14 protein-coding genes are annotated in these 15,164 nt (G+C 67.6%); 10 read left to right on the top strand and 4 right to left on the bottom strand.

Translation table 11 applies throughout. The annotated features are described in order from the left end of the window. Window positions 1-20 precede the first annotated feature (20 nt). The 6 genes from HWX03_RS09595 to HWX03_RS09620 all read left to right on the top strand — a co-directional run bounded on the left by HWX03_RS09595 (window position 21) and on the right by HWX03_RS09620 (window position 6,416). Window positions 21-1,259 (top strand): pyridoxal phosphate-dependent aminotransferase, encoded by a 1,239-nt coding sequence (locus HWX03_RS09595; RefSeq protein WP_059233980.1) that lies wholly within the window; start codon window positions 21-23, stop codon window positions 1,257-1,259. 53 nt (window positions 1,260-1,312) lie between these two features. Then, complete coding sequence (locus HWX03_RS09600; protein ID WP_174388110.1) at window positions 1,313-2,641, top strand: homoserine dehydrogenase; 1,329 nt, start codon at window positions 1,313-1,315, stop codon at window positions 2,639-2,641. Between the two features lie 12 nt (window positions 2,642-2,653). Continuing rightward, on the top strand, window positions 2,654-4,105 hold the full coding sequence (thrC, locus tag HWX03_RS09605; protein WP_175871074.1) for a threonine synthase: 1,452 nt from the start codon (window positions 2,654-2,656) through the stop codon (window positions 4,103-4,105). Between the two features lie 241 nt (window positions 4,106-4,346). Further along, a complete protein-coding gene (gene glp / locus HWX03_RS09610; protein WP_175871075.1) occupies window positions 4,347-5,603 on the top strand; it encodes a gephyrin-like molybdotransferase Glp in 1,257 nt (418 codons plus the stop codon). 19 nt (window positions 5,604-5,622) lie between these two features. After that, the gene (gene moaD, locus HWX03_RS09615; RefSeq protein ID WP_006478642.1) at window positions 5,623-5,880 is read left to right on the top strand and encodes a molybdopterin converting factor subunit 1; all 258 of its coding nucleotides are present in this window, start codon (window positions 5,623-5,625) and stop codon (window positions 5,878-5,880) included. Between the two features lie 59 nt (window positions 5,881-5,939). Further along, window positions 5,940-6,416: a molybdenum cofactor biosynthesis protein MoaE gene (locus HWX03_RS09620; protein ID WP_174431674.1), complete on the top strand. Its 477-nt coding sequence runs from the start codon at window positions 5,940-5,942 to the stop codon at window positions 6,414-6,416. Window positions 6,417-6,479: 63 nt separating this feature from the next. Here HWX03_RS09620 and HWX03_RS09625 read toward each other — a convergent pair whose 3' ends face one another. After that, complete coding sequence (locus HWX03_RS09625) at window positions 6,480-7,040, bottom strand: group III truncated hemoglobin (RefSeq protein ID WP_175871076.1); 561 nt, start codon at window positions 7,038-7,040, stop codon at window positions 6,480-6,482. Between the two features lie 242 nt (window positions 7,041-7,282). Between HWX03_RS09625 and HWX03_RS09630 the strand changes: the two genes are divergently transcribed. Both HWX03_RS09630 and clpB read left to right on the top strand, forming a co-directional pair. Next, window positions 7,283-7,801, top strand: coding sequence for an Rrf2 family transcriptional regulator (locus HWX03_RS09630; protein WP_175871077.1), 519 nt, complete (start codon window positions 7,283-7,285; stop codon window positions 7,799-7,801). Between the two features lie 161 nt (window positions 7,802-7,962). Continuing rightward, window positions 7,963-10,560, top strand: a complete 2,598-nt coding sequence (gene clpB, locus HWX03_RS09635; protein WP_175871078.1) for an ATP-dependent chaperone ClpB — start codon at window positions 7,963-7,965, stop codon at window positions 10,558-10,560. Between the two features lie 137 nt (window positions 10,561-10,697). Here the strand turns inward: clpB and HWX03_RS09640 are convergent, their stop codons facing one another. Together HWX03_RS09640 and HWX03_RS09645 are read right to left on the bottom strand one after the other, a co-directional pair. Beyond that, on the bottom strand, window positions 10,698-11,129 hold the full coding sequence (locus HWX03_RS09640; protein ID WP_175819689.1) for a YidB family protein: 432 nt from the start codon (window positions 11,127-11,129) through the stop codon (window positions 10,698-10,700). A gap of 88 nt (window positions 11,130-11,217) precedes the next feature. Next, window positions 11,218-11,829, bottom strand: a complete 612-nt coding sequence (locus HWX03_RS09645) for a helix-hairpin-helix domain-containing protein (RefSeq protein WP_175871079.1) — start codon at window positions 11,827-11,829, stop codon at window positions 11,218-11,220. A 286-nt stretch (window positions 11,830-12,115) separates the two neighbouring features. Between HWX03_RS09645 and HWX03_RS09650 the strand changes: the two genes are divergently transcribed. Then, complete coding sequence (locus tag HWX03_RS09650) at window positions 12,116-12,577, top strand: MerR family transcriptional regulator (RefSeq protein ID WP_175871080.1); 462 nt, start codon at window positions 12,116-12,118, stop codon at window positions 12,575-12,577. Further along, window positions 12,561-12,995: a carboxymuconolactone decarboxylase family protein gene (locus HWX03_RS09655; protein ID WP_175871081.1), complete on the top strand. Its 435-nt coding sequence runs from the start codon at window positions 12,561-12,563 to the stop codon at window positions 12,993-12,995. The genes HWX03_RS09650 and HWX03_RS09655 overlap by 17 nt, the downstream gene beginning before the upstream one ends. A gap of 19 nt (window positions 12,996-13,014) precedes the next feature. Here the strand turns inward: HWX03_RS09655 and HWX03_RS09660 are convergent, their stop codons facing one another. After that, window positions 13,015-14,934, bottom strand: coding sequence for a sigma-54-dependent Fis family transcriptional regulator (locus HWX03_RS09660; protein WP_175871082.1), 1,920 nt, complete (start codon window positions 14,932-14,934; stop codon window positions 13,015-13,017). Window positions 14,935-15,164: the final 230 nt, after the last annotated feature.

A 15,164-nucleotide genomic window follows, 5' to 3' on the forward strand; every position in this document is an offset into this window, starting at 1 on the left:
AACCCAGGAACCGTGTCGTCGTGAAACCGATTCAGAAGTCGAACAAGCTGCTCAACGTCTGCTACGACATCCGTGGCCCGGTGCTCGAGCACGCGAAGCGCCTCGAGGAAGAAGGCCACCGCATCATCAAGCTGAACATCGGCAACCTCGCGCCGTTCGGGTTCGACGCGCCGGACGAGATCATCCAGGACATGATCCGCAACCTGCCGGCGTCGTCCGGCTATTCGGATTCGAAGGGCGTGTTCTCGGCGCGCAAGGCCGTGATGCACTACACGCAGGAAAAGGGCGTCGTCGGCGTCGGCCTCGACGACATCTACATCGGCAACGGCGCGTCCGAGCTGATCGTGATGGCGACCCAGGCGCTGCTGAACGACGGCGACGAAGTGCTGCTGCCCGCGCCCGACTACCCGCTGTGGACGGCGGCCGTGAGCCTGTCGGGCGGCACGCCCGTGCACTACGTGTGCGACGAGCAGAACGCGTGGATGCCCGATCTCGACGACATCCGCAGCAAGATCACGCCGAACACGAAGGCGATCGTCGTGATCAACCCGAACAATCCGACCGGCGCGCTTTATTCCGACGAATTGCTGCTCGAGCTGCTCGAGATCGCGCGCCAGCACGGGCTGATCGTGTTCGCCGACGAGGTCTACGACAAGATCGTCTACGACGGCCTCGAGCACACCGCGATGGGTGCGCTGTCGGAGGACGTGATCACCGTCACGTTCAACAGCCTGTCGAAGAGCTATCGCTCGTGCGGCTATCGCGCGGGCTGGATGGCCGTGTCGGGCCTCGGCGGCGACAACCGCCGGCGCGCGAAGGATTACCTCGAAGGGCTCGGCATCCTGTCGTCGATGCGCCTGTGCGCGAACGTGCCCGGCCAGTTCGCGATCCAGACGGCGCTCGGCGGCTACCAGAGCATCAACGAGCTGATCGTGCCGAGCGGGCGTCTGTACAAGCAGCGCGAACTCGCGTATGACATGCTGACGTCGATCCCGGGCGTGACCTGCGTGAAACCGCAGGCCGCGCTGTACATGTTTCCGCGCCTCGACCCGAAGCTCTACCCGATCCAGAACGACCAGCAGTTCATTCTCGACCTGTTGCTCGAGGAACGCGTGCTGCTCGTACAGGGCACGGGTTTCAACTGGGCGACGCCGGACCACTTCCGCGTGGTCTTCCTGCCGAACCTCGACGACCTGACCGATTCGATCAACCGGATCGCACGCTTCCTCGACGGCTACCGCAAGCGCCATTCGGTCTGAGCGGGCAGGGCCACACGGCACTCACTACTTCTTACTCATCGATCACACGCAGCATGGAACCGATCAAAGTTGGCCTGTTGGGCTTCGGCACCGTCGGCAGCGGCACCTTCACGGTGTTGCACCGCAACCAGGAAGAAATCAAACGACGCGCGGGGCGCGGCATCGAGGTCGCGCGCATTGCCGTGCGCAACCCGGCCAAGGCGCAGGCTGCGCTCGGCGCGCACGCCGGCACCGTGCAGATCACTGACGATTTCAACGCAGTCGTCGACGATCCGTCGATCGCGATCATCGCCGAGATGATCGGCGGCACGGGCATCGCGCGCGAGCTCGTGCTGCGCGCGATCGCGAACGGCAAGCATGTCGTCACGGCGAACAAGGCGCTGCTCGCGGTGCACGGCACCGAGATCTTCGAAGCCGCGCGCGAGCAAGGCGTGATGGTCGCGTTCGAGGCAGCCGTTGCCGGCGGCATCCCGATCATCAAGGCGCTGCGCGAAGGCCTGACCGCGAACCGCATCCAGTACATCGCCGGCATCATCAACGGCACGACGAACTACATCCTGTCGGAAATGCGCGACCGCGGGCTCGACTTCGCGACCGCGCTGAAGGCCGCGCAGGAACTCGGCTACGCGGAAGCCGATCCGACCTTCGACATCGAAGGCGTCGACGCCGCGCACAAGGCGACGATCATGAGCGCGATCGCGTTCGGCGTGCCGGTGCAGTTCGACCGCGCGTACGTCGAAGGCATCAGCAAGCTCGACGCGACCGACATCCGCTACGCGGAAGAGCTCGGTTACCGGATCAAGCTGCTCGGCATCGCGCGCCGCGCCGCAAACGGCATCGAGCTGCGCGTGCACCCGACGCTGATCCCGGAAAAGCGCCTGCTCGCGAACGTCGAGGGCGCGATGAACGCGGTCGTCGTGCACGGCGATGCGGTCGGCACGACGCTGTACTACGGCAAGGGCGCGGGCGCGGAGCCGACCGCATCGGCCGTGGTCGCGGATCTCGTCGACGTCACGCGCCTGCATACGGCCGATCCCGAGCATCGCGTGCCGCACCTCGCGTTCCAGCCGGACAGCCTGTCGAACACGCCGATTTTGCCGATCGAGGAGGTCACGAGCGGCTACTACCTGCGCCTGCGCGTGGCCGACCAGACCGGCGTGCTCGCCGCCATCACGCGGATCCTCGCCGAATCGGGCATCTCGATCGACGCGCTGCTGCAGAAGGAATCGGAGCAGATCGACGGCGCGAACGGCGAAACCGACATCATCCTGATCACGCACGAGACGGTCGAGAAGAACGTCAATGCGGCGATCGCGCAGATCGAGAGCCTGGCGACGGTGGTCTCGAAGGTAACGAAGCTGCGCATGGAAGCGCTGAACTGAGCTGAGGACGACATGAACTACATCTCCACGCGCGGCGCCGGCATCGGCGAGCGCCATACGTTCTCCGACATCCTGCTCGGCGGTCTCGCGAAGGACGGCGGGCTGTACCTGCCGGCCGAGTATCCGAAGGTGTCCGCCGACGAGCTCGCGCGCTGGCGCACGCTGTCGTACGCGGATCTCGCGTTCGAGATCCTGTCGAAGTTCTGCGACGACGTGCCGGCCGACGACCTGCGCGCGATCACGCGCCGCACGTACACGGCCGACGTGTACAGCAACACGCGCCACGGCGAGAACGCATCCGACATCACGCCGCTGAAGACGCTCGGCACCGAGAACGGCACGGCGCTGTCGCTGCTCGAACTGTCGAACGGCCCGACGCTCGCGTTCAAGGACATGGCGATGCAGTTGCTCGGCAACCTGTTCGAGTACACGCTCGCGAAGCATGGCGAAGCGCTGAACATTCTCGGCGCGACGTCGGGCGATACGGGCAGCGCGGCCGAATACGCGATGCGCGGCAAGGCCGGCGTGCGCGTGTTCATGCTGTCGCCGCACAAGAAGATGAGCGCGTTCCAGACGGCGCAGATGTTCAGCCTGCAGGATCCGAACATCTTCAACCTCGCGGTCGAAGGCGTGTTCGACGATTGCCAGGACATCGTGAAGGCCGTGTCGAACGATCACGCGTTCAAGGCGCAGCAGAAGATCGGCACGGTCAACTCGATCAACTGGGCGCGCGTCGTCGCGCAGGTCGTGTACTACTTCAAGGGCTACTTCGCGGCGACACAGTCCAACGACGAGCGCGTGTCGTTCACGGTGCCGTCGGGCAACTTCGGCAACGTCTGCGCGGGCCACATCGCGCGGATGATGGGGCTGCCGATCGCGAAGCTGGTGGTCGCGACCAACGAGAACGACGTGCTCGACGAGTTCTTCCGCACCGGCGCGTATCGCGTGCGCAGCGCCGAGCACACCTATCACACGAGCAGCCCGAGCATGGACATCTCGAAGGCATCGAACTTCGAGCGCTTCGTGTTCGACCTGCTCGGCCGCGATCCGGCCCGCGTGATGCAGCTGTTCCGCGACGTCGAGGAGAAGGGCGGCTTCGATCTCGCGGCGAGCGGCGATTTCGCGCGCGTCGCCGAATTCGGTTTCGTGTCGGGCCGCAGCAGCCACACCGACCGCATCGCGACGATCCGCGACGTGTTCTCGCGCTACAGCACGATGATCGATACGCACACGGCCGACGGCGTGAAGGTCGCGCGCGAGCATCTGGAGGCCGGCGTGCCGATGGTCGTGCTCGAGACGGCGCAGCCGATCAAGTTCGGCGAGACGATCCGCGAAGCGCTCGATCGCGAAGCCGAGCGGCCGGCCGCATTCGACGGGCTCGAGGCGCTGCCGCAGCGCTTCGAGGTCGTGAGGGCCGACGCGCAGCAGGTGAAGGACTTCATCGTCGCTCATACGGGCGCATGACGCAGCACCGGGCCGCGGGTTGCAAGCCCGGCGGCGCAGGACGGCCGGAATGCCGATTCGTCGAACGGATCGGGGTTCCGGCCGTTTCGTTTGGTCTTCCCGGCATTGCACGCCGCGCGAAACAAGTGCCAGACCCGCGCGTTCGCGCCGATCACAGTCTTCGCATGCTCGCCATATCGCGCGTGCGCGTGGCGGCGTCGCTACAATGACGTATTGACTCCAACGATCCCCGATTCCATCGATGTCGAACCCGAATCCCGCGGCGCCGCGCGCGCCGATGCTGTCGACCGCCGAGGCGCTCGCCGCGCTGCTCGATGCCGCGAAGCCGCTGCCCGGCGCCGAAACCGTCGCCACGCTCGACGCGCTCGACGCGCTCGGCCGCGTGCTGGCGGCCGACGTGAGCTCGCCGCTCGACGTGCCGCCGATGCATACGAGCGCGATGGACGGGTATGCGGTGCGTGTCGCCGACCTGCTGCACGGCGATCGGCGCTTGCCGGTGTCGCAGCGCATTCCGGCCGGGCACCCGGCCGCCCCGCTCGCGGCCGGCACGGCCGCGCGGATCTTCACCGGCGCGACGGTGCCGCCCGGCGCCGACGCCGTCGTAATGCAGGAGCAGGCATCGGCCGACGGCGACGCGGTCGAAATCCTGCACACGCCGAAGGCCGGTGAATGGATCACCGCGCAGGGCGCGGACATCCGCCAGGGTTCGGTGATCCTGCCGGCCGGCACGCGGCTCACGCCGCAGGCGCTGGGTCTCGCCGCATCGGTCGGTTGCGCGCAGTTGTCGGTCGCGCGGCGGATTCGCGTGGCGGTGTTCTTCACCGGCGACGAACTGACGATGCCGGGCGAGCCGCTGAAGCCCGGCGCGATCTACAACTCGAACCGCTTCACGCTGCGCGGGCTGCTCGAGCGGCTCGGCTGCCACGTGACCGACTACGGGATCGTGCCCGACTCGCTGGCCGCGACGCGCGATACGCTGCGCGAGGCCGCCCGCGATCACGACGTGATCCTGACGAGCGGCGGCGTGTCGGTCGGCGACGAGGATCACGTGAAGCCGGCCGTCGAGGCCGAAGGGCGGCTCGCGCTGTGGCAGATCGCGATGAAGCCCGGCAAGCCGCTCGCGTACGGCGCGGTGCGCCGCGGCGACGAGCGCGCCGACGCGCATTTCATCGGGCTGCCCGGCAACCCCGTCTCGAGCTTCGTCACGTTCCTGCTGTTCGTGCGGCCGTTCCTGCTGCGCCTGTCCGGCGTGCGCGACGTCGCGCCGCGCGCGTTGTCGCTGCGTGCCGATTTTTCGCAGAGCAAGGGCGACCGGCGCAACGAATTCCTGCGTGCGCGCGTCAATGCGGCCGGCGGCCTCGACCTGTTCCCGAACCAGAGCTCGGCCGTGCTCACGTCGACGGTCTGGGGCGACGGCCTGATCGACAATCCGCCGCAGCACGCGATCAGCGCTGGCGAGACCGTGCGTTTCATTCCGTTTTCCGAATTGCTGTCGTAACGCGACGGCTTCCCGAACCATGAAGATTCAGCTGAAATTTTTTGCAAGCGTGCGTGAAGCACTGGGCGTGGCCGACGAAGAAGCCAACGTGCCGGACAGCGTGACGACCGTCGGCGACGTGCGCGCGTGGCTGCGCGTGCGCGGCGGCGCGTGGGCCGACACGCTCGCCGAAGGGCGCGCATTGCGGATGGCCTGCAACCACGAGATGACCGACCCCGACACGCGGCTCACCGAAGGCTGCGAGGTCGCGTTTTTCCCGCCGGTGACGGGCGGTTGAGCTTTGCATGGGACCGGAGTAAGCGCTGAAGCGCCAACTCCGGTCGACAGGGACCGGTGATGGCAACGATACGAGTCCAGACGGACGATTTCGATTTGAATGCCGAAGTGGCGGCATTGCGTGCGCGCAACCCGAAGATCGGGGCGGTCGCGTGCTTCGTCGGCACGGTGCGCGACCTGAACGAAGGCGATGCGGTCGCCGCGATGGAGCTCGAGCACTATCCGGGAATGACCGAGAAGGCGCTCGAGAAGATCGCGGCCGAGGCCGGCCGGCGCTGGCCGGGCATCGACGTCGCGATCGTGCATCGCGTCGGCAGGCTGCTGCCGCTCGACCAGATCGTGATGGTCGCGACGGTCGCGTCGCACCGCGGCGATGCGTTCGCGTCGTGCGAGTTCGTGATGGACTATCTGAAGACCGAAGCGCCGTTCTGGAAGAAGGAAACGACGCCGGACGGCGAGCGCTGGGTCGATGCGCGCAGTACCGACGACGCCGCGCTCGCGCGCTGGGGCGTCGAGTCGGGCAACACGCCGCGCTGAGCGCGGCGCGCGGGACGATGCGGCGATGTGCCGCATGCGTGCCGTCGTCGCGCGTGACGGGCGTTACGCGTCCGGGTCGACGCTGCGCCCGATGATCTTGGTCGGAAACGGCTCGCCGCGGGCGCGCGACGGCAACGCATGCGGATCGTCGCCCGCGTCGCGGCGGCGCGGTGCGATCGCGTCGAGCAGCGCCTGCTGCTCGGGCGGAATCCGGTAGTCCCAACCGAACCGGCTCAACTGCAGGCTCTGCGCGATCCGCAGCGCGGGCTCCATGAAACGGATCGCCGCGGGCGGCGCGTAGCGCGCCTCGACGGTCCTCAGGAACAGCGACAGCCAGCGGCTGAAATGGGCCGGTTCGATCCCGTCGAGCGGCTGGTGCGCCTGCTGCACGTTGCCGCGATAGCCCTTGGTGCCGAGCACGAGGCTCGACCAGAACGTCACCATCTTCGGCAGATGATCGTCCCAGCGGCCGGCCAGCTTCGCGTCGAACACGGGCCCGAGCAGCGGATCGGCGCGCACGCGGTCGTAGAACGCGTAGACGAGATCGCGGATGTTGTCTTCGGTCGGCTCGGCGTCGCGGGGGCGGGCCGGTGCGGGTTCGGGCGAGGCGGGCAGGGCAGTCATGACGAAAAGGGGCCGGTGGATCGGGGCGGCGGCGCGGGCGACGCGCAGGACGCCGGCCGGATTTTGACGCAAAATAGCGTCCTATAACCCCTGGAAAACGTGTAAATATCACGCATCTTATTGTGCGCACGCGATCCCGGCAACCTGGGGCTGTGCCACGGCACCCTCCATCGGCCCTGCACGCATCGCGATCCGCCCGGCTCACGTCATCGGGGCACGATCGATCTTTTCCGTATTCGCTCATGAGACTCACCGACTACACCGACTATTCGCTGCGCGTGATGCTGTACCTGGCCGTGCGCGGCGAGGGGCTGGCGACGATCCAGGAGATCTCGGACGCCTACGGCATCTCGAAGAACCATCTGATGAAAGTCGTCCAGCAGCTCGGCGAGCTGGGCTGGGTCGACACCGTTCGCGGCCGCAACGGCGGGTTGCGGCTGTTTGCCGATTCGCTGCAACTGACGGTCGGCCAGGTCGTGCGGGCGACCGAAAACGACTTCGCGCTGGTCGGCTGCTTTTCGCCCGACGGCGGCGAGTCGCGCGGCTGCGTGATCGAGCCGCAGTGCCGGCTGAAGGGCGTGCTGGCGGCCGCGCGCGATGCGTTCTTCGCGGAACTCGATCGTCATACGCTCGGCGAACTGGCCGAGCCCGCCTCTCCGCTCGCGGCGCTGCTCGGCATCCGTCCGGTCGCGCTCGTGCGTGCCGCGCCGGTGCCGGACGACGCGCCGGCAGCCGCCGAGCCGTCGTCCAAGGCCAACTGACACGCAGGCGCCGCGCGCCCACTTCGCGCCCACCCCAGCACGCCGCCGGGCCGTTCTCAGGCGATCCGGCAATTTTTGCGCTGAATCAACCCGAATTTCGCTTGAAAGCCGCATAACCATCCTCATCTTGGTGTTAATCGAAAATTGGAGGTCTCGACTAAATGAGAATCGACAAGCTCACCACCAAGTTCCAGGAAGCACTCGCGGACGCGCAAAGCCTTGCGGCAGGCCGCGACAATCAATACATCGAACCCGTTCACGTACTCGCGGCGCTGGTCGCGCAGCAGGACGGCTCGGCCCGCTCGCTGATGTCGCGTGCGGGCGTTCACGTGCAGGCGCTGCAAGGCGCGCTGAACGAAGCCATTTCGCGCCTGCCGCAAGTGACGGGCACGGGCGGCGACATCCAGATCGGCCGTGAGTTGGCCGGGCTGCTGAATCAGGCCGACAAGGAAGCGCAGAAGCTCAACGACACGTTCATCGCGAGCGAGATGTTCCTGCTCGCCGTGTCCGACGACAAGGGCGAGGCCGGCAAGCTCGCACGCCAGCACGGTCTCACGCGCAAGTCGCTCGAAGCCGCGATCGCCGCGGTGCGCGGCGGCTCGCAGGTGCACAGCCAGGATGCGGAAAGCCAACGCGAGGCGCTGAAGAAATACACGGTCGACCTGACCGAGCGCGCCCGCGCGGGCAAGCTCGATCCGGTGATCGGCCGCGACGACGAAATCCGCCGCTCGATCCAGATCCTGCAGCGCCGCACCAAGAACAACCCGGTGTTGATCGGCGAGCCGGGCGTCGGCAAGACCGCGATCGTCGAAGGGCTCGCGCAGCGGATCGTCAACGGCGAAGTGCCCGAGACGCTGAAGGGCAAGCGCGTGCTGTCGCTCGACATGGCCGCGCTGCTCGCCGGTGCGAAGTATCGCGGCGAGTTCGAGGAACGCCTGAAGGCCGTGCTCAACGACATCGCGAAGGACGAAGGCCGGACGATCGTCTTCATCGACGAGATCCACACGATGGTCGGCGCGGGCAAGGCCGAAGGCGCGATGGATGCGGGCAACATGCTGAAGCCGGCGCTGTCGCGCGGCGAGCTGCACTGCATCGGTGCGACCACGCTCGACGAATACCGCAAGTACATCGAGAAGGACGCCGCGCTCGAACGCCGCTTCCAGAAGGTGCTCGTCGACGAGCCGAGCGTCGAGGCGACGATCGCGATCCTGCGCGGGCTGCAGGAGAAGTACGAACTGCACCACGGTGTCGACATCACCGACCCGGCGATCGTCGCCGCGGCCGAGCTGTCGCATCGCTACATCACCGACCGCTTCCTGCCCGACAAGGCCATCGACCTGATCGACGAAGCCGCTTCGAAGATCAAGATGGAAATCGATTCGAAGCCCGAAGAGATGGACAAGCTCGACCGTCGTCTGATCCAGCTGAAGATCGAGCGCGAAGCCGTGAAGAAGGAGCAGGACGAAGCGTCGCAGAAGCGCCTGCAACTGATCGAGGAAGAGATCGACCGCCTCGGCCGCGAGTATTCGGATCTCGAAGAGATCTGGACCGCCGAGAAGGCGGCGGTGCAGGGCAGCGCGCAGCTCAAGGAAGAGATCGAGAAGGTGCGGGCGGACATCGCGCGCCTGCAGCGTGAAGGCAAGCTGGAGAAGGTCGCCGAGCTGCAGTACGGCAAGCTGCCGCAGCTCGAGGCACAGCTGAAGCAGGTCACGCAGGCGGAAGAGCAGGAGCAGCACAACCCGACGCGCCCGCGCCTGCTGCGCACGCAGGTCGGCGCCGAGGAAATCGCGGAAGTCGTGTCGCGTTCGACGGGCATTCCCGTGTCGCGGATGATGCAGGGCGAACGCGAGAAGCTGCTGCACATCGAGGAAAAGCTGCACGAGCGCGTGGTCGGCCAGGACGAGGCGATCAGCGCGGTGGCCGATGCGATCCGTCGTTCGCGCGCGGGTCTCGCCGATCCGAACCGTCCGTACGGCTCGTTCCTGTTCCTCGGCCCGACGGGGGTCGGCAAGACCGAGCTGTGCAAGGCGCTGGCGTCGTTCCTGTTCGATTCGGAAGAGCACCTGATCCGCATCGACATGAGCGAGTTCATGGAGAAGCACAGCGTCGCGCGGCTGATCGGCGCGCCGCCGGGCTATGTCGGCTATGAGGAGGGCGGCTACCTGACGGAAGCCGTGCGCCGCAAGCCGTACAGCGTGATCCTGCTCGACGAGATCGAGAAGGCGCATCCGGACGTGTTCAACGTGCTGCTGCAGGTGCTCGACGACGGTCGCATGACCGACGGGCAGGGGCGTACGGTCGACTTCAAGAACACGGTGATCGTGATGACGTCGAACCTCGGCTCGCAGGTGATCCAGGCGATGACGGGTGCGCCGCAGGACGAGATCAAGGACGCGGTATGGCTCGAGGTGAAGCAGCATTTCCGCCCCGAGTTCCTGAACCGGATCGACGACGTCGTCGTGTTCCATGCGCTCGACCGCAGCAACATCGAGTCGATCGCGAAGATCCAGCTCGCGCGCCTGCACGACCGGCTCGCGAAGCTCGACATGGCGCTCGACGTGTCGCCCGCGGCGCTCGAACAGATCGCGAAGGTCGGCTACGATCCGGTGTTCGGCGCGCGGCCGCTGAAGCGCGCGATCCAGCAGGAGATCGAGAACCCGGTCGCGAAGCTGATCCTCGCCGGCCGCTTCGGTCCGAAGGACGTGATTCCGGTCGACGTCAACGACGGCACGTTCGTGTTCGACCGCGTCGTGCACTGAGCGCCGTCGATCGGCGTATGCCTGGTTCGCGCCCGGTTCACGCCGGGCGCGCAAAAACAAACACCCCGCTCAGGCGGGGTGTTTGCATATGGGGCGGCCGAAACCGCTGCCCGGCAGTCAGTCGAAGCGGTGCGGGCTCAGGCCTGCTTGTTGCCGCCGAACATGCCGGCGAGCTGCGTGAGCGTGCCGAGCACGTTCGACGTGTCGATCTGGCCGCCGGCCGGCACTTCGCCGTTCGGCGTCGCGCCGTTGACGACGTGCGGCAGCACCTGCGCGAGGATCGACGAGGCCTGCGACGGATCGATGCCGACCTTGCTCGCGAGCGAGCCGACGATGTCCGAGCCGAGCACGTTCTGCAGCGTGTCCGGCGAGATCGGCTGGTTTTCGCCGGTGCCGACCCACGAGCCGATCACCTCGCCGGCGCCGCCGGCCTTGAACTTCTCGATCAGCCCGTTCAGGCCGCCCGGCTGGTTGTTGATGAATTCGAGCGCGGTGGTGATCAGCGCGCTTTGCGAGTTGCCGCCGGCCTGGCCGCCGATCAGACCGCCAACGATGTCGAGGAGACCCATGGTTCTTCACCTTCACTGAAAAGGGCGCCGTGACGACGGCGCCCGTTGAACGAATGCCGCGCGCACGCCGTCGCGCGCGCGGCGCACATCAGGCGCCCGACGCCGCGGCGGCGGAGGCTGCCTTGTCCTTCTTGCTCTTCTTCTTCGAACCCTTCGTCGCCTTCGTGGACGACGCGGCCGCCAGTGCGCTCGCACCCGCGTCGGCGGATGCCGCGGCAGCCGCTGCCGCCTTTTCCTTCTTCGATGCGCGCTTGGTCTTGGCCGGCTTGGCGGCCGCTTCCGGTGCGCTCGCCGCCGGCGCGGGCGCCGCGGTTGTCGTGCCGGCCGTCGCGGCCGTGGACGTCGATGCGGTGCCTGCCGACGTCGTGGTCGACGGGGTCGCCGACGTCGTCGCGGCCGGCTTCGACAGCTTCACGCCCTTCGGCGGCGTCGACGCGCCGCCGATCGTCAGGCCGTTTTCTTCCAGATGCCCGACCGACTTGGTGCCGAGGCCCTTCACGCGGTTCGCGAGATCGTCGGCGTCCTTGAACGGGCCGTTCTTGGTGCGTTCGTCGATGATCGCCTTCGACTTCACGGGCCCGAGACCCTTCACGGATTCGAGCGCGGCCTGGTCAGCCGTGTTGACTTCGACGGCCGCGGCAAGGCCGGCGGCGAGCGACAGCGATAGCGCGACGAACAGCATCAGCAGCTTTTTCAGCATGGCAAAGGCTCCCTGGTTCTGACGGATGAATGGCTGTTGCAACGGACGACGGGGCGCGAGGTGGCCGGGCGTCGCCGTTAAGCATAGGACAAATGCGTGCCCTTTTTGAGACAGGCTGACCGAATCTTGCTGAAGGCTTGCGGTGCTGTAAAGGCCGAAACCGGTGCCGGGCGCCGATTTTGACCATTCTTTACGGTGTTGCCGGGGTATCGCGGGGAAACGCGACGCTGGCTGTTCGACAACGCTTGACTTAGAGTGAACTCTAACTCCTAACCTTGTTCCTGCCATGTCGAAAACCGTATCCCAATCCACCGCCGCCGGCCCGCTGACGATCGGGCAAGTCGCCGAACTGACGGGCGTGTCGACGCATACGTTGCGGTATTACGAGCAGGCCGGCCTGCTGCGCGCGATTTCGCGCACGGCGGCCGGGCACCGGCTCTATGCGCCGGCCGACCTTGACTGGCTGGCCTTCGTGATGCGCCTGAAGGCGACCGGCATGCCGATCGCGCAGATGCAGGCGTTCGCGGTGCTGCGCGAGCAGGGCGAGTCGACGTTCGGCGCGCGGCGCGACTTGCTGGTCGCGCATCGCGACGCGGTGCGCGCGCATATCGCGGAGCTGCAGGCGAGCCTCGATGCGATCGGCGACAAGATCGCGTACTACGAGGCGCAGGAACGGGAAACGGAACGACGGGCGAATCCTTCTCACTCTTTATCGGAACAGGACGGACACGATGGAACGACTCGTTGAGGATCGCTACACGCGCGGCTGGAACAAACTCAAGGAAATCGACGGCGAAGCGGGCGAACGCGTGATCGCGGCGCTTGCGCCGATCGCGCCGGACTTCGGGCGGCTGCTGGTCGAATTCAGCTTCGGCGACATCTACAGCCGGCCGCAGCTCGACCTGAAGGCGCGCGAAATCGCGACGATCGCCGCGCTGGCCGCGCTCGGCAATGCGCAGCCGCAATTGAAGGTGCATATCGAGGCCGCGCTGAACGTCGGCTGCACGCGCGACGAGATCGTCGAGGTGTTCATGCAGATGGCCGTGTATGCGGGGATGCCGGCCGCGCTCAACGCGTTGTTTGCCGCGCACGAGGTGTTCACGCGGCGCGACGAAGCGGCCGGCGCGGCAGACCACGCGAACGAAGCGGCCGGGCAGCCCGCATGACGGAGCGCGCGCCCGCGCGTCACGCGCGGTGCGGCGCGACGATCCGGTACTTCGCGATGCGCCGGTACAGCGTCGCGCGCGAGATGCCGAGCGCGCTGGCGGTCGCGTCGGGCCGCCAGCGATGCGCGGTGAGCGCGGCGACGATGCGGCCGCGTTCGTCGTCGGGCAGCGCGCCCGCCGGGGCGCCGCCGAGTTGCGCGGCGAGATCGGCCGGCAGGTCGCGCCGCGTCACGCGCGCGGCGTCGCACACCGCGCACGCATAGCGCAGCACGTTGCGCAGTTGCCGCACGTTGCCCGGCCATGGGTACGCGGCGAGCTGTTCGGCGAGCGTCGCGTCGAGCGTGAGCACGTGGCCGGTCGCCTGCGCTTCCTCGGCGAACACCGCGGCGATCACGTCGCGCACGTCCGCGCGTTCGCGCAGCGGCGGCAGGTCGAACGTCGCGCCGCTCAACCGGTAGTACAGATCTTCGCGGAACGTGCCGTCGGCCACCATCCGCGCGAGATCGCGGTGGGTCGCGCAGATCACGTCGAGATCGACGCGCACGGGCGTATCGCTGCCGAGCGGCACGACTTCGCCGTCGGCGAGTACGCGCAGCAGGCGCGTCTGCAGCGCGAGCGGCATGTCGCCGATTTCATCGAGAAACAGCGTGCCGCCGTCGGCGAGCGCGATCTTGCCGCGCGCGCCGTGCTTGCGTGCGCCGGTGAACGCGCCGGCCGCATAACCGAACAGTTCGCTCTCGATCAGCGCTTCCGGCAGCGCGCCGCAGTTGACGGCGACGAACGGCCGCGTGCGCCGCGCGCCGGCGTCGTGGATCGCGCGGGCGAACACTTCCTTGCCCGCGCCGGTTTCGCCGAGCACGAGGATCGGCAGCCGCTTGCTCGCGACGCGCAGCGCGAGTTCGGCCTGTTGCGCGATGCGCGGGTCGCTGCTGTTCAGGAACGGCGTCAGCGCGCCGACGTGACGCGGCGCGGCGGTGCCCGGGCGGCGCGATGCCGCGCCGGGTTCGCGGCCGGCACGCCGTAGCGGCGCACGCAGCCGCGCGTAGAGCGGGGCGCCGGTCGCGCGCAGCCGCAGCGCGACGATCGCATCGAGCCGCGCGGCGTCGCGCAGCGGCATCTCGGTCGCATCGAAGATCTCGTCGATATGGCGCGGCTCGCGCAGCGCCGGCAGCGCGTCGCGCGCGTGCCGGTTCGCGGCGACGATGTTGCCGCATTCGTCGAACGCGATCAGCCATTCGGGCTGCGCCTCGACGTAGTGACGGTTCGGATGCCCGAACAATATCCAGTGCTGCGCGGTGCTGTGCACGAAGTAGCCGTCCTCGATCAGCGCCGCGCTCTGCCGCACGAGCTGATAGACGAGGCGCTGGCTGTCGCGGCCGTCCGGCGAATGCACGGCCGACGCGTCGAGCACGCCGATCAGCTCGCCGCCCGGCGAGAAGATCGGCGCCGCGCTGCACGTGAGCGTCGTGAACGCCGCGCGAAAGTGATCGGTCTTGTGCACGGTGATCGGCGCGAGATCGGTCAGCACGCTCGCGACGCCGCAGGTCCCTTCCTCGCTTTCCGACCAGCACGAGCCGATGTGCAGCCCCGCATGACGGAAGTCGTTGCGGCGCTCGCGGTCGATCCGGTAGTCGATCGTCACGCCGTGCGCGTCGGTCAGCATCACGCAGTAGTCGGCCACGCGAATCATGTCGTGCAGCCGCGTCAGGCACTGGCCCGACGCGCGCAGGAAGGCTTCTTCCTTGTCGCGCACTTCGCGCAGCTCGGCCGCGGTCAGCACGCGCGGGCCGATCGACGAAGCGGGGTCGAGACGGTAGCGTTCCAGCGACCGTTGCCACGACGACACGAGGCGCGTGGAATCGGCCGGCGCGGGCAGGCGTCCGGCGAGCGCGCCGAGTACACGGTCGGCGTGCTGGGCCTGGGGGACGGCATAGGGCATGGTCGGCTCCGGTTCCGTACGGCGGGGATGTCGCTGTTCTTGTAGCACATCCGGTCCGGCGGATCACATTGCATCGCAGCACGCGGCGCGCGTGAGACGGTCGTCTCACCGGTATCGCAGCGTGTCTCGCGCAGTTGAGACGGTCACATGCGTGGCGTGCGGCCGTCGTCCGGCGGGGCGTTACATGCGCGGCGCCGCGCGAACGCAGGGTTTGCGGGCAGAACGCCGGG

The sequence above is a fragment of the Burkholderia sp. BCC0397 genome (assembly GCF_902832865.1).
Taxonomy (GTDB): Bacteria; Pseudomonadota; Gammaproteobacteria; order Burkholderiales; family Burkholderiaceae; genus Burkholderia.

Excerpts from the sequence above, each read along its gene's own strand:
- HWX03_RS09640 (WP_175819689.1), bottom strand. The coding sequence starts at position 11,129 with ATGGGTCTCCTCGACATCGTTGGCGGTCTGATCGGCGGCCAGGCCGGC.
- glp (WP_175871075.1), top strand. The coding sequence starts at position 4,347 with ATGTCGAACCCGAATCCCGCGGCGCCGCGCGCGCCGATGCTGTCGACC.
- HWX03_RS09620 (WP_174431674.1), top strand. The coding sequence starts at position 5,940 with ATGGCAACGATACGAGTCCAGACGGACGATTTCGATTTGAATGCCGAA.
- HWX03_RS09630 (WP_175871077.1), top strand. The coding sequence starts at position 7,283 with ATGAGACTCACCGACTACACCGACTATTCGCTGCGCGTGATGCTGTAC.
- HWX03_RS09600 (WP_174388110.1), top strand. The coding sequence starts at position 1,313 with ATGGAACCGATCAAAGTTGGCCTGTTGGGCTTCGGCACCGTCGGCAGC.
- HWX03_RS09660 (WP_175871082.1), bottom strand. The coding sequence starts at position 14,934 with ATGCCCTATGCCGTCCCCCAGGCCCAGCACGCCGACCGTGTACTCGGC.
- HWX03_RS09655 (WP_175871081.1), top strand. The coding sequence starts at position 12,561 with ATGGAACGACTCGTTGAGGATCGCTACACGCGCGGCTGGAACAAACTC.
- HWX03_RS09625 (WP_175871076.1), bottom strand. The coding sequence starts at position 7,040 with ATGACTGCCCTGCCCGCCTCGCCCGAACCCGCACCGGCCCGCCCCCGC.
- thrC (WP_175871074.1), top strand. The coding sequence starts at position 2,654 with ATGAACTACATCTCCACGCGCGGCGCCGGCATCGGCGAGCGCCATACG.
- HWX03_RS09645 (WP_175871079.1), bottom strand. The coding sequence starts at position 11,829 with ATGCTGAAAAAGCTGCTGATGCTGTTCGTCGCGCTATCGCTGTCGCTC.
- clpB (WP_175871078.1), top strand. The coding sequence starts at position 7,963 with ATGAGAATCGACAAGCTCACCACCAAGTTCCAGGAAGCACTCGCGGAC.
- HWX03_RS09650 (WP_175871080.1), top strand. The coding sequence starts at position 12,116 with ATGTCGAAAACCGTATCCCAATCCACCGCCGCCGGCCCGCTGACGATC.
- moaD (WP_006478642.1), top strand. The coding sequence starts at position 5,623 with ATGAAGATTCAGCTGAAATTTTTTGCAAGCGTGCGTGAAGCACTGGGC.